The 14,422-nt window shown below is 46.3% G+C and carries 9 protein-coding genes; all 9 read left to right on the forward strand.

Annotated elements, in window-relative coordinates:
- Positions 1-246 precede the first annotated feature (246 nt).
- Positions 247-960 carry a tRNA threonylcarbamoyladenosine dehydratase gene (locus tag E5329_RS06075; protein ID WP_135988692.1) on the forward strand — a complete coding sequence of 238 codons (714 nt, stop codon included), beginning with the start codon at positions 247-249 and terminating at the stop codon, positions 958-960.
- 103 nt (positions 961-1,063) lie between these two features.
- Positions 1,064-2,110, forward strand: a complete 1,047-nt coding sequence (locus E5329_RS06080) for a metallophosphoesterase family protein (protein ID WP_168356538.1) — start codon at positions 1,064-1,066, stop codon at positions 2,108-2,110.
- A complete protein-coding gene (locus E5329_RS06085) occupies positions 2,107-3,759 on the forward strand; it encodes an ATP-binding protein (protein WP_135988694.1) in 1,653 nt (550 codons plus the stop codon). Before E5329_RS06080 ends, E5329_RS06085 begins: the two co-directional genes overlap by 4 nt.
- A gap of 7 nt (positions 3,760-3,766) precedes the next feature.
- Positions 3,767-5,878: a transglycosylase domain-containing protein gene (locus E5329_RS06090; RefSeq protein ID WP_135988695.1), complete on the forward strand. Its 2,112-nt coding sequence runs from the start codon at positions 3,767-3,769 to the stop codon at positions 5,876-5,878.
- A 50-nt stretch (positions 5,879-5,928) separates the two neighbouring features.
- Entirely contained in the window at positions 5,929-6,636 is a 708-nt protein-coding gene (locus E5329_RS06095; protein WP_135988696.1) for a LytR/AlgR family response regulator transcription factor, read from the forward strand.
- Positions 6,633-7,976, forward strand: a complete 1,344-nt coding sequence (locus tag E5329_RS06100) for an ATP-binding protein (protein WP_135988697.1) — start codon at positions 6,633-6,635, stop codon at positions 7,974-7,976. Before E5329_RS06095 ends, E5329_RS06100 begins: the two co-directional genes overlap by 4 nt.
- Before the next feature lie 165 nt (positions 7,977-8,141).
- Positions 8,142-10,700, forward strand: a complete 2,559-nt coding sequence (locus tag E5329_RS06105; RefSeq protein WP_135988698.1) for a beta-glucosidase — start codon at positions 8,142-8,144, stop codon at positions 10,698-10,700.
- A 6-nt stretch (positions 10,701-10,706) separates the two neighbouring features.
- The gene (locus E5329_RS06110; protein ID WP_330571991.1) at positions 10,707-11,333 is read left to right on the forward strand and encodes a hypothetical protein; all 627 of its coding nucleotides are present in this window, start codon (positions 10,707-10,709) and stop codon (positions 11,331-11,333) included.
- Between the two features lie 106 nt (positions 11,334-11,439).
- Positions 11,440-14,325, forward strand: a complete 2,886-nt coding sequence (locus tag E5329_RS06115; RefSeq protein WP_135988699.1) for a glycoside hydrolase family 3 C-terminal domain-containing protein — start codon at positions 11,440-11,442, stop codon at positions 14,323-14,325.
- The last annotated feature ends 97 nt before the right edge of the window (positions 14,326-14,422 follow it).

Consider the following 14,422-nt stretch of genomic DNA (forward strand, 5'->3'; position numbering starts at 1 on the left):
TTTTTCCAAATATCAGTATAGCGAAAAGAGAGGGATTCAACAAGGGGTTAAGGAAATTTTAAGAAAAGGGGTACAGAATTTTGCAAAAATTGGCGCACATTTTCATATTACAAGAGAATTGCAAATAATCTTGTATATTTTTCTCTAAACGTGTAAAATAAAAAGGAAATGTTTTCGAAGTAAAAGATATAAAAATTTCAGAATGGGCCAGGAAGTTTATGCGCCTATTCTCAGCAGAGGAAGCATATGGACGAAAAATTTATCCGAACAGGGCTGCTTTTGGGAGAGGAAGGGCTGAACCGGCTGGCCCGGGCAAGAGTGGCAGTATTTGGCGTCGGCGGCGTAGGCGGCCATACAGTGGAAGCGCTGGTCAGAAGCGGCGTAGGGAAGCTGGATTTGATTGATAAAGACGTGGTGAGCCTGTCCAACATCAACCGGCAGATTATCGCAACTGCCAGAACAGTAGGACAATATAAGACAGAAGCAATGAAAGAGAGGATTTTAGAAATCAATCCCCAGGCGGAGGTAACCATTCACAATTGCTTTTTCCTGCCGGAAACAGCAAAAGAGTTTGATTTTGGAGTATATGACTATGTAGTGGATGCGGTAGATACGGTAACGGCCAAAATTGAACTGGCGGTGCAGGCGCAAAAGGCAGGCGTCCCCATCATTTCCAGTATGGGAGCCGGGAATAAATTAGATCCTGGACAATTTGAAGTGGCGGATATCTACAGCACTTCCGTCTGCCCTTTGGCGCGGGTGATGCGGCGGGAACTGAGAAAAAGAGGCATAGAGAAACTGAAAGCCGTATATTCTAAAGAGGAACCCAGGCGTCCCCGGACAGAGCTGCCTAAGGAGGCGGGAAAAGTGATACCAGGAAGCATTGCTTTCGTGCCCTCGGTGGCAGGGCTAATGATTGCCGGAGAAGTAATCCGGGATCTTTGCAGCGTTGAGAAATGAATGAGAAGCAGGGCTTACGATTGCTGGGAAGGTAATCCGGGATGTTGCAGTCCCGAAAAATGAAATGAAAATCATGAAATTTCACAAGAAGGAGACAATTCGAATGAAATTTATTCATATAGCAGATGTGCATTTAGGGGCAAAGCCGGACAGAGACAAACCATGGGGAGAAGAGAGGGAAGGCCATAGCTGGCAGGCGTTTACAGATGTCATAAACAGGGCAAAGGAAGAACAGGTGCAGCTGCTTCTGATTGCCGGAGATTTGTTTCACAGGCAGCCGTTGATGGGAGAATTGAAGGAAGTAAACTACCAGTTTTCCAGAATTCCCCAGACCCAAGTAATGCTGATAGCGGGCAACCGTGATTTTCTGGGAATGAATTCCTGTTACCGTGCCTTTACCTGGGAAAAAAATGTACATTTTTTTAAAGAAGAGAAGATAAGTTTTGCAGAACTGGAAGAATTAGGAGTCAGAGTATATGGGCTGAGTTATGAACATCGGAAAATACGGGAGCGTCGGTATGACAGAGTACATGTACAGGAAGGTGAGTATTATAATATCTTTCTGGGCCACGGCGGGGATGAGGAGCACATTCCTTTTGAGGCGGAAAGCCTGAAAGAAGCGAATTTTGATTATGTGGCTCTGGGACATGTCCACAAGCCAATGCAGTTGGTGAAAAATAAGGTAGTTATGGCAGGCGCATTGCAGCCAGTCAGTGCAAATGATACGGGAGAGCACGGATATTTTATAGGAGAGTTAGGGAAAGAAGGATGTAAGGTGGAATTTTTCCCTCTTCGGTATTGTGAATATGCAGCCTTGAATCTGAAGGTGAACAAAGAGATTACCACAGTTGCCCTGAAAGAAGTAATGAAGAATCAGATAAGAAAAGCGCCGCCGCATCAGTTGTTCAAAATTAATCTAACTGGTGACAGCAGCCTGGAAGCGCCTTTGAATTTAGAGGAGCTGGCCCGGATGGATCGGGTGGTGCAGGTAGTCAGCCGATGCCAGCCGGATTATGATTTGGAACAGCTAAAAATAAAATATAAAGATCAGATCATTGGGCGGTATATTGAAACCTTAGAGGAGATGTCTCAGGATGAGATTACAAAAAAGGCATTATTCTATGGTGTGGAGGCATTGTTAACAGAATGAAGATAACAGAAATTCAAATAAAAAATTTTGGAAAGCTCCATAATATTAATATCAGGCCCCTTCCGGGAATTAATGTAATATACGGAGAGAATGAAACGGGCAAATCCACCCTGCAGCAGTTTATCAGCGGGATGCTGTTTGGATTGGAGAAGCAGCGGGGGCTCTCTGGCAGGAATGATAATTATCAGCAGTATGAGCCGTGGAACAGCAGCTCTTCTTACGCCGGAGGCTTGAAATTTACAGTGGAGAATAAACCTTTCTATCTGGAGCGGAATTTTTATCACAAGGAGAAATCGGCCAGGCTTGTAAATGAAGCGGATTTGGAGGAATTATCAGTAGAACAGGGCGATTTGGATATGCTGTTGGGTGGCATGAGCAGGGAAACCTATGAAAATACTTTTTGTATCAGACAGGCTTCCGTAGAGACCAAGCAGGAATTTGCAGACACGCTGCAGAATTATTTTGTCAATGCGTCTCTTGGAAAGGAAGGCGGCATAGATTTATCCGGAGCCCGAAAACGGCTGAAAGACGGGCAGGAAAGAGCAAATCAGGCGTATCAGGAAAAGCTGGCAGAGCGGAAAGAAGCGGAAGAAAAGCTTCTGATGGCGGAACGGCTTCTGAAAAAGGATGTGGAGCAGCTGAAAAAACAGAAAAAAGACGGTTACCGCGCGCTTCTGCAAAAAGAAGAAAACAGCCTGATTTTTTTTGAACATGACAGTAACCAGATGGCAGAATATTTAAGAGATATCCGTCAGGAGAGAGAACAGAGGAAATACAGGATACGGTCTGTTCTGTCCGTGTTTTTGGCATTTGCTGGTTTGCTGGCAGGAATTTGGAATGGAATAGAACACATTTTTAGAAATCCGGCTGCCGGCTGGATTGCATTGGAGGCCTGCCTGGCCATCTTGATCCTGTATGGTATCAGAGAGGCTTTTTTCTGGCATCGGAAATTCAGGCAGTTGAAGATGCTCCGCATGCAGCAGGAAGAGGAAAGTAAGGAAATCAAGCAGTATGATTCTATTGAGAGGGAGCAGCTAAAACAGAAAAGGCAGCAGGAAAAGCAGACAAGGAAGCGGACGGTAGAGGAATTGCTTCAGATTCAGGTATTGGAGAAGCTGGCAGAGCTGGTGAATCTGCAGGAGGAACTGGAAGAGTGCAGAGTTCCCTCAGAGGAAGAGCAGGAATATCAGCGGCAGGTGGAAGCATACCAGTTAGCAGGCCGAACTTTAGAGCGGTTGTCTCAGGAGGTTTATCAGGATACCAGAGAGCAGATGGAGCAGGAAATGTCCCGGATTCTTTCAGAACTTACCAATGGGAAATATAAAAAGATCGGTTTAGACGCTCAGTTGAATCTGGTGGCGACAGAAGGAAAACGCAGACTTTATCCCTGGCAGTTAAGCCAGGGGACGATGGAACAGATGTATCTGGCCCTTCGGATGGGCGCCGGAGGATTTTTCACCCGGGAGGAATCCATGCCGATTTTGCTGGATGAAGTGTTTGCGGCTTTTGATGAGAAGCGTCTGCAGGGAACGCTCCAATGGCTTGGAAGACAGGAACAGCAGATTTTTTTGTTTACCTGTCAGAAACGGGAAATTGAAATCCTGGAAAATCAGGGAATCCCATTTGGAAAAATCATGCTGAGCAGGTAGGCGGTTTATGAGTAAGAAAAAGAAAAAAAAGAAGAAATATCGGGCGTTTTGGTTTTTTGTCAAGCTTCAGTTTTTGTTTCTGATCCTGGTGGGATTGGCCCTTGGCTGGTACTATTACGGCGGATATGCCCAGAAGGTCAGCGAATTGCAGCAGGAAGCCAGAATGCTGGTCCAGAAATCCAGCGAAGCCACATTCCGTTCCGTACAGACCAGCCTTGTGTATGATGTGGACGGCAGGCTGATATCTACGCTTAAGGGTGAGAAAGACGTATATTATCTGGAATATGAGGATATCCCGGCTTATGCTGTGGCGGCAATGATTAGTATTGAAGATAAGAAATTCTACCGTCATAATGGAATCGACATTAAGGCAATTATGCGGGCTGCTAAGGCCATGGTGCAAAACGGAGAGGTGACCCAGGGAGGAAGCACCATTACCCAGCAGCTTGCCAAGCTGATATTTTTGACTCAGGAGCGTACCTGGGAACGTAAAATCGAAGAAATGTTTATTGCCACCGGCCTGGAAAAAGTTTACAGTAAGGATAAAATCATGGAATTTTATCTGAATAATGTTTATTTCAGCAACGGATATTATGGAATCCAGGCGGCCAGCAAAGGGTATTTTAACAAAGACGCCAAAGACCTTTCTTTGTCCCAGATTGCATTTTTATGCGCCATTCCCAATAATCCAGCCCTGTATGATCCGGTTACCAATATGGACAATACCCTCAAACGGCGGGACAGGATTCTATATCAGATGTTAGAGGACGGGAAAATCAGCCAGACTACCTGCGAGCAAGCCAAGGCGGAGGTAATCACTCTGAACCGGCCGGAGAAAACGAAAAATGATTATGTGGAAACCTATACGTATTACTGTGCGATTCGGGCATTGATGCAGCAGCAGGGATTTAAATTTAAATCAGATTTTTCTTCGGAAGAGGAGAAGGCAAAATATCAGGAGGAATACAATGCATTGTATGAAGAATGCCAGAAGAGCCTTTACACGGAAGGATACCGTATTTACACCTCCATTAATCTGGATATGCAGCAGATGCTGCAGGATGCAGTGGACAATAATCTGGCAGAATTTACAGAGCAGAATGAAGAAGGGATTTATACCCTGCAAAGCTCTGCCGTATGCATTGATAATCATAACGGGTATGTAAAAGCTATTGTAGGAGGCAGGAATCAGAATCTTCCCGGTTATACGCTGAACAGGGCTTATCAGAGCTTCCGGCAGCCGGGCAGCGCCATTAAGCCTCTGCTTGTTTACACCCCGGCGCTGGAGGGGAAATATACCCCAGATACTATCGTGCAGGATGTAAAAACAGAAGAGGGTCCCTCCAATTCCAGCGGTTATTACGAAGGCGATATCACGCTGCGTCGTGCAGTGGAAGCCTCAAAGAACACGGTTGCATGGAATTTGCTGGAGGAAATGACGCCCCGGGCGGGTCTGGAGTATCTGAAGAAAATGAAATTTTCCAGGCTGGATACCAAGGATGAGCAGCCTGCCAGTGCTCTGGGAGGATTTACCAATGGAGTATCTGCAGTGGAAATGGCCTCCGGTTATGCAGCCATCGTCCATGACGGGAAATATCGGGAGCCAACCTGCATTACCAGAATTACTGATGCAGAGGATAATGTAATTCTGGAAACCCAAAGTGAAGAGGTGGATGTATACAAGAAAAATGCAGCCCGTATGATGACGGATATGCTGGCGTCTGTGGTGCAGGAGGGGACTGGCCGGGGACTTGCTTTAAGCAGCATGCCTTCTGCAGGAAAGACAGGAACCACCAATGACAATAAGGACGGCTGGTTTGTAGGCTACACCAGTTATTTTACCACCAGCGTATGGGTGGGCTATGACATGCCCCGGGAGCTGCCTGGATTGTCCGGTGCAAGTTATCCCGGAAGTATCTGGAGAACCTTTATGGAGCAGATTCATCAGGGTCTGGAGCCTGTGGAATTTCTGCCGTATATTGACGAAAATAAAACGCCCCTGGATGATGAAGAATACCTGGATGCATTGCAGAATGAAGTGGAAAACTATCAGGAAGACATCAATCCGCCTGAAGAGGGAATGGAAGAGCTTCCCGAAGAGGGAGAGCAGTATCCGTAGTGCAGGAAGTTTGGCGGAGTCTCGGGCAGGATATGGGAGCGTGAAGGACTATGGTAAGAATAGCAATTGTGGAGGATGAAGAACTTTATATCGAAAAACTGACAGAGTATCTCGGGAAATATCAAAATCAGTTTGGGGAACAATTTGAGATTACGGTTTATCGGGACGGAGACGGAATCACTTCACAGTATCAGGCTCAGTTTGATATTATCCTGATGGATATTCAGATGAAATTCATGGACGGCATGTCGGCGGCAGAAGAGATCCGCCGGCAGGATTCCCAGGTTGTCATTATATTTATCACCAACATGGCACAGTATGCTATCCGCGGCTATGAAGTGGATGCCCTGGATTATATTTTAAAACCTGTGTCCTATTTTGCATTCAGCCAGAAGCTGAGCCGCGCCATTTCCCGTATTCCGAAAGAAGAGGATAAAAAGTTCACGATTTCCGTAAAAGGCGGTATTCTGTGCGTGAGTATTTCAGATATTTATTATGTGGAAAGTGCAGGCCATAATCTATTGTTTCATACTGCATCCGGCACCCACATGACGTCAGGCACAATGAAATCAGCAGAGGAAAAGCTGACAGCGGCTGGATTTTCCAGAGGAAACAAATGTTATCTGATCAATCTGGAGCATGTGGAGGGCATTCAGGACAAATGCGCAGTAGTGAAAGGTGAGATGTTGCAAATCAGCCGTCCCAGAATGAGCAGGTTTATGCAGGATCTTACAAGGTACTGGGGAGATGTATTATGAATTGGGAAAATTTGCAGGACGTATTGCCGGATATTCCCCGGGGATTTACAGCTATTGCAGAATGGCTGGCCTGCCTTTTGAGTATCTTTGAAATGAAGCGGAGATTTTCAGGATGGAAGCTGGCAGGAATTTCGGCAATGTTTCTGGCATGTTTGGAAATCCTGCTGGTATTGACGAAATCACTCCAGGGCTTTTGGTGGATTCTCTGTATGGGAGCAGCAGTGGGCGTAATGTATCTTTTTCTGTATCTGTGCTGTGAGGCTAATGCAATGGATGTGGGATATTACTGCGTCAGGGCGTTTGCCGTAGCGGAATTTGCAGCCTCTTTGGAATGGCAGGTGGACTGTTTTTTCCGGTTTTCTCTGGGATGGGAATCCGGCTGGTTCCGTATTTTCTGGCTGGCCGCAGTGTATTTGGCAGTGTATTCGGCAGTATGGCTGCTGTTTCGGCGCCATGCCAAATCCGGCCAGGAACTTATGGTAACAAAATGGGAGCTGCTGTCTTATGTGATGATCGGGCTGGCAATTTTCGGTATCAGCAATGTGGGATTCATGCCCTGGAGTACGCCTTTCAGCGGCCGGTACATGGCGGAGATATTTAATGTCCGAACGCTGATAGATTTTGGAGGCGTGGCGATTCTCTATGCGTATCACGCTCAGAGAATGGAGCTTTGGGCGCGGCATGAATTAGAGAGTATGGAAAGCATTCTGCATAGCCAGTATACCCAATATAAGCAGTCCCAGGAAGCAATTGATCTGATTAATTATAAATACCATGACCTGAAACACCATATTCACGCACTTCGGGCTGAAGAAAATGCGCAGGAAAGAAATGCACATCTGGACAGAATGGAAGAGGAAATCAAAAATTATGAGGCTCAGAATAAGACGGGAAATCAGGTGTTAGACACTCTTCTGACCTCCAAGCAGCTCTATTGCATGAAAAATAGCATTACCATGACCTGCGTAGCGGACGGTAATCTGTTTCATTTTATGGACGTGATGGATATCTGTTCTATTTTTGGCAATGCGTTGGACAATGCAATAGAATATGAAAAGAAAATTCCCGATCAAGAAAAGCGACTGATTCATGTGACGGCCTTTTCTCAGAAAAATTTCCTGATTGTGCGGTTTGAAAATTACTGTGAGGACAGGCTGGACTTCAAGGAAGATCTTCCTGTGACAACGAAAAAAGACGGGCATTTTCACGGTTATGGACTGAAAAGCCTGCGGTATACGGTGCATAAATATGGCGGTGAGGTGGATGTTGTCAATCAGGATAACTGGTTTCATCTGAACATATTAATTCCAATCAAAAATGAAAGGGCAGAATCAAAATAGGTTTTCTGCTCTTTTCTTATATTGTTGAATGAAAAATTTCTGATTTGGGAAAAACGCCAATATTTTTGCAATTCATGCAGAAATATTGCAGTTTATGCATAAATCAGCACAGCTCTCCATCTTCTGTTATGATAAATTCATACAAAATATAAGGGAGGGAGACATGTGAAACATCAGGACTTACTGAACAGAATGACATTGGCGGAAAAGGCGGCGTTTTTAAGCGGCAAAAATATGTGGCAGACCAGGGATTTTCCACGGCTTGGCATTCCATCTGTTTTTTGCTCTGACGGACCTCACGGCATCCGTAAGCAGGCCGGGGCAGGAGATCATCTGGGATTAAACGCTTCGCTTCCGGCCACCTGCTTTCCAACGGCGGCTACCGTTGCCAACAGCTGGGATGAGAAGCTGGGAGAGGAACTGGGGAATGCGCTGGGAGAGGAAGCGGCTGCCCAGAGAGTGCATGTGCTTTTAGGACCGGGATTGAATATCAAGAGAAGCCCCCTCTGCGGGCGGAATTTTGAATATTTTTCAGAGGATCCCTATCTGTCAGGAAAAATGGCGGCGTCGTATATCCGTGGGATTCAGAATCAGGGCGTATATGCCTGTCCCAAGCATTTTGCGGTAAACAGCCAGGAACTTCGCAGGATGGCGATGGATGCTGTCGTGGATGAGCGGACGCTGCGGGAAATTTATCTGACCGGTTTTGAGATTGCCGTGAAAGAAGGCGGGGCAAAGGCCATTATGACAAGCTACAATGAAGTTAACGGCATTTATGCAAATGAGAATAAGCATTTACTGCAGGATATTCTGAGGAAAGAATGGGGATTTGAGGGAATTGTCATTACGGACTGGGGCGCATCTAACAGCCATACGGCAGGGGTGGCGGCAGGCTCTAATCTGGAAATGCCTTCTCCGGGACTGGATTCTGCAAGGGAAATTCTTAGGGTAGTCAAGGAAAAGCGGCTGACAGAAGAGGAAGTGGACGCCTGTGTGGATGAACTTCTGGATGCAGTTTTAACGCTGACGAAGCAGGCCAAAGAAAAGCAGCATAATATTGAAAAGGAAAAGCATCACAAGCTGGCAAGGCGTGCGGCAGAAGAGAGTGCCGTGCTTTTGAAAAATGAAGATCATTTTCTTCCTCTGAAGCCAGGCTTAAAAGTGGCTTTTATCGGGGATTTTGTATCAGAGCCCAGGTATCAGGGGGCAGGCTCATCCATGGTAAATCCCATTTATCTGGATACGATGGAACAGATATTGTCAATGACTGAGGCAGAAGCCGAAACAGTTCCTGGGAGTATGCCCGAAACAATGAAACAGCCATTGGGGGCCTATGGGATTCAGCTGGTGGGAATAAACCGGGGATACCAAAGAAATGGAGATGCAGATGCAATGCTGAAAAAAGAGGCGTTGGATTTGGCTGCAATGGCAGATGCGGTGGTGTACTGTTTCGGCCTGAATGAAATCAGCGAATCCGAGGGAATGGATCGGAGTCACATGCGCATTCCCCAGAATCAGATAGAGCTTTTGGAAGCCATTGCCCAGGTGAATCCTAACATTGCCGGGGTGATAAGCGCGGGAGCGGCCGTAGAAATGCCCTGGGCCCGCTGCCTGAAAGCCATTTTATACGGTGGCCTGTCTGGGCAGGCAGGTGCGGGGGCCATTTTGAATCTGTTGACTGGCAAGGTAAATCCTTCCGGAAAGTTAAGTGAAACTTACCCTATTAAATATGAAGACACCCCTGCATTCCGGTATTATCCCAGCGTCCAGAGAACGGCGGAATACAGAGAGGGTATATATGTGGGATACCGTTATTATCAGACGGCCGGCATAAAGGTGCAGTATCCTTTTGGCTATGGGCTTTCTTATACTGACTTTGCTTATTCCGATTTGAAAGTGGATCAATATGGGGTGGAATTTACAGTAACCAATATTGGAAAACGGGATGGAGCGGAGATAGCGCAGCTCTATGCAGGAAAATCCCCGGCAGATGCTGAGAAAAAATTTTGCAGCGGCTCAGACAGGAAAACGGAAGATTTTGTTCAGAAAGGAATTTTTCGTCCGGCCAGAGAGTTAAAAGGATTTGTAAAAGTGTTTTTGAAGGAAGGGGAGAGCAGCAGGATAAAGCTTCCCTTTGACGATAAGACTTTCCGTTACTGGAATGTGAAAACCGGCAGATGGGAGCAGGAAGGCGGGAACTGGAACATAATGGTGGGAGCCAGCGCAGAAGATATTCGTCTGGAAGCGTCCATAGAGCTTCCGGAGACAAATACAGAGCTTCCTTACCAGAGAGAAGAACTTCCTTCCTACTTTTCCGGCCGGATTCAGCAGGTGAAAAAGGAAGAATTTGAAAAACTTCTGGGCCGTAAAGCGCCAGACAGAAAGTGGGGCGGGGAGCTTGGAATCAACGATGCTGTCTGTCAGATGTATTATGCAAAAAGCAGACTGGCAAGGCTGGCGTACCAGATGCTAACCAGGAAGAAGAGAAAAAGCGAAGAAAAAGGAATGCCGGATTTAAATATTCTGTTTATTTACAACATGCCTTTTAGGGGAATTGCCAAAATGACAAACGGCATGGTGAGTATGGAAATGGTGCAGGGTATGGTTACAGCGGTAAACGGGCATTTATTCCGGGGCGTGAAACAAATGCTCAAAGGATATTTTGCCAATGCCAGAGCCAATAAACAGTATGAGGCAAAACTTTCCCGAAAGGAAATGAGGTGACAGAGATTGGGGAGCCTGAAAGATAAATGGCTGGAAATCTGGGGAGACTGGGAAGAACAGCATCCCACGTTTGCAAAATGGGTCTATCAGATTTTTTATTTTTTTGTGTTCAGCATGGGAGTTACCATATTTCAATATCTGGTATTTACCTTTTTACCGGGAGTTCTGGGACAAGAGCTTGCCGGAACAGAATTTATGTGGCCCCAAAAGAAGATGCAGCTTTTCGGAGTGGATGTTACCTGGAGCCTTTTGGGATATCAGGTGCTGCGGGATGAAACCGGAACAGTCTTAATCGGCGGCGGATTGGGGTACTTCATCAGCTATGAATTGGGCTCTTTTCTTGCTCAGTGCATCAATTTTCCGCTGCAGAGAAACATTACTTTTAAAAGCAAGGGGAACCCGGCCTATCAGGCTATGTGGTATCTTATTGCTTGGATTTTGATTTCCCTGGTCTGCAATGGATTTAATAATCTGTGGATGCCTGTGGCCGCGGCCTATGTGCCTCCAGCTGTTTACAATCTGCTGGTAGCATTTATTACGGGAGGAGTTTCCATGGTGATTTTTTTCTTTGTGTTTAAGATTATTTTCCCGGAAGGAGAGCCAGGAAAAGAGGCGCAGGGAGTGAAAATTTAAACTGTTTTGCATGTGATAGAAAAAATTTGCTGCAGTTTGCGGCGATTTCTGAATGAGAAATAAGAGGTGCGGTAAAAAGAGCCGCAAGGAAGGAGAAAAGGACAGTATGAAAAAGATCATAAAAAGAGTATGCGCTGTATTGATAGCATTGGTAGTTATTTTGCTGGCTGGGGCAACAGCCGTGGCAATTCCGCTTTCCAACAATTACGCCTCCATGATCAGTATGGCGTTGGGGCAGTCTGCTGTAAAAACAGAAGGCGGCAGCAATCCCACGTATTATGAAAGTGCATATTCCACAGAGGAGGATATGGCAAAGCATGCAGAAGAAATGTGCCAGGAGTTGGAGCGGGAAGGCATGGTGCTTCTGATAAATGAAAACCAGACGCTGCCATTAAAACAGGAAGCGAAAATAAGTCTGATGGGACAGAATTCTGTGGATTTAGTTTACGGAGGGGCAGGCGCAGGTTCCGTAGACACTTCCAAAGCCGGAACGATGAAGGAAGCTATGGAAAGCGCAGGATTTGAAGTCAATCAGACCTTGTGGGATTTTTATGATACCGGCGCAGGCTCTGCTTACCGGAAGGAAGTTCCAAGCGTTACAGGGCAGGGAAATCTGGCAGCCCATGAAGTGCCCCAATCAGAGTATACAGATGAGGTTCTAAAGAGCCTGGAGGAATATAATGATGCGGCAATTGTAGTAATTGGCCGGGGCGGAAGTGAAAGTATGGATCTTCCGGCAGAATATTTGGAGTTTACAAAAGAAGAACTGGATTTAATCCGTCTTTCCAGAGAAAATTTTGACAAAGTGGTTCTGGTGTTGAATATCACAAATCCAATGAATCTGTCTGCTTTGGAGGAATATGAGATAGACGCCTGCCTATGGGTGGGAGCATTGGGGCAGAGGGGCGTATATGCCATTGGGGAAGCGTTGAATGGCACCGTGAATCCCTCCGGACGTTTGGTGGATACCTACGCTTATGAACCGGGCCTTGCACCGGCGGCTGTCAACTTCGGGGATTATACCATTGTCAACAGCCAGGTAAAGGCGGGAAACAAATATATGGTTTATGCGGAAGGAATCTATGTTGGATACCGGTATTATGAAACCAGATATGAGGACGTGGTATTGGGAAATGAAGATGCAGCCAATTATGATTACCAGTCACAGGTACAGTTCCCCTTTGGATATGGCCTGTCCTATACGGAATTTGCCTGGTCGGACTATAAAGTAACGGAAAATGCAGACGATTTTACCGTATCTGTGACAGTGGAAAATACAGGGGATGCAGCAGGCAAGGAAACAGTACAGGTGTATCTGCAGTCACCTTATACAAAATATGACAGGGAAAACGAGATAGAAAAAGCGTCGGTGGAATTGGCTGGATTTGCTAAAACAGGACTGTTGGAGCCGGGAGAAAAAGAAACGGTCGCCATAAATGTGCCAAAGGAAGCGCTGAAGGTATATGACCGGAAAGGGTATGGAACTTATATTCTGGAAAAAGGGGAATATTTTCTGGCAGCAGGAAAAAATGCCCATGATGCCTTGAACCATATTCTTTCTGCAAAAGGAAAAACAGAAGCAGAGGGAATGACAGAGGAAGGGGATAAGGCCATGGCTTATGCCTATACCCAGAAAAAAACAGATTCGGATACCTATGCCCTATCGGCTGAAACAGGTGAGAAAATCCAGAACCAGATGGAGGATGTGGATATTTGTAACTACGATGAGGACTTTGCCTATTTAAGCCGAAGCGACTGGAGCGGCACATGGCCGGAGGTTTACGGGGGCGGAAAGCTGGAAGCGTCAGAGGAATTGCTGAAGGCTTTGGAGCTTCCTGAAGTCAAAGAGGATGGCAATGCGCAGATGCCGGAATTTGAAGCTGTTACAAATGAAACTGGAGAACTGAAGCTGGCTGATATGATAGGAGCAGACTTTGAGGATAAGCGTTGGGACGACTTATTAAATCAGATAAGCAAGAAGGAACTTTATGATTTGGTTCGTCATGGCGGTTACGGTACATATGCAGTCAGCAGTATCGGCCTGCCTGGCACGATACACAAGGATGGGCCTGCCGGAATTTCCAGTACCCTTGCAGGAGGCAATTTGAGCTGTATGGCCTATCCGCCGGAGGTTGTTGTGGCCTCCACCTGGAATGCAGAGCTGGTGGAAGCGTTTGGCAGGCTTGTGGGAGAAGACAGTTTGTCATCCGGCGTCAGTGTGTGGTATGCGCCTGCAATGAACATCCACAGGACGGCTCGCAGCGGCCGGAATTTTGAATATTATTCCGAGGATGGTTTTCTGTCAGGAAAAATGGGAGCTGCAGAAGTGGCAGGCTTCCAGTCCATGGGCGGAATTGTCACCATCAAGCATTTTGCCTTAAACGATCAGGAAACCAACCGTATCGGCGGAGCGATTTTTTCTAACGAGCAGGCAGCCAGAGAGATTTATTTGAAGCCATTTGAACTTGCCATTACAGAAGGAAACGCAAACGGCATTATGAGCAGCATGAACCGGGTGGGAGCCCGCTGGATGGGAGCCCATGAGGGAGTGATGACGAATATTGTCCGGAATGAGTGGGATTTTCAAGGATTTGTCATTACAGACCAGACTTCATTCCCGAATTTTGATTATTGCGATATCCGTGCAGGATTAGCGGCAGGCAATGATATGTGGCTGAATACGGCAAATAATATGTGGGCCTTGAAGGAGGAAGAATTGACTGCTGAGGTGATGCAGAATGTACGTCAGGCAGCACACAGGTTCTTGTATGTGGCGGCAAACAGCAATGCCATGAATGGTGTGGACAGGGATACCAAAGTAATGAATGTGAAAGCCGGATGGCAGAAGCTGATACCTCCATTGGTGATTGTTATGGCTCTGATTTTTATAGGAGGCATGTATGCAGCCTACTGCCTGTGGGGAACGAAGAAACACCTTCGGAGAAAACAGGAGAGGAAAGACAGAAGGAATCATAGCGCAATGTATAGATGACAACAGATGGCTTAGGCCAAAATAGCAGAAAGGGGCTGTCGGGAAGTTACAGCCCCTTTTACTGAGTCTCTCCTTTTGAATTGAGAATAGAAAATGG

The sequence above is a fragment of the Petralouisia muris genome (genome assembly GCF_004793545.1).
Lineage (GTDB): Bacteria > Bacillota > Clostridia > Lachnospirales > Lachnospiraceae > Petralouisia > Petralouisia muris.

Excerpts from the sequence above, each read along its gene's own strand:
- E5329_RS06085 (WP_135988694.1), top strand. The coding sequence starts at position 2,107 with ATGAAGATAACAGAAATTCAAATAAAAAATTTTGGAAAGCTCCATAAT.
- E5329_RS06095 (WP_135988696.1), top strand. The coding sequence starts at position 5,929 with ATGGTAAGAATAGCAATTGTGGAGGATGAAGAACTTTATATCGAAAAA.
- E5329_RS06090 (WP_135988695.1), top strand. The coding sequence starts at position 3,767 with ATGAGTAAGAAAAAGAAAAAAAAGAAGAAATATCGGGCGTTTTGGTTT.
- E5329_RS06080 (WP_168356538.1), top strand. The coding sequence starts at position 1,064 with ATGAAATTTATTCATATAGCAGATGTGCATTTAGGGGCAAAGCCGGAC.
- E5329_RS06100 (WP_135988697.1), top strand. The coding sequence starts at position 6,633 with ATGAATTGGGAAAATTTGCAGGACGTATTGCCGGATATTCCCCGGGGA.
- E5329_RS06115 (WP_135988699.1), top strand. The coding sequence starts at position 11,440 with ATGAAAAAGATCATAAAAAGAGTATGCGCTGTATTGATAGCATTGGTA.
- E5329_RS06075 (WP_135988692.1), top strand. The coding sequence starts at position 247 with ATGGACGAAAAATTTATCCGAACAGGGCTGCTTTTGGGAGAGGAAGGG.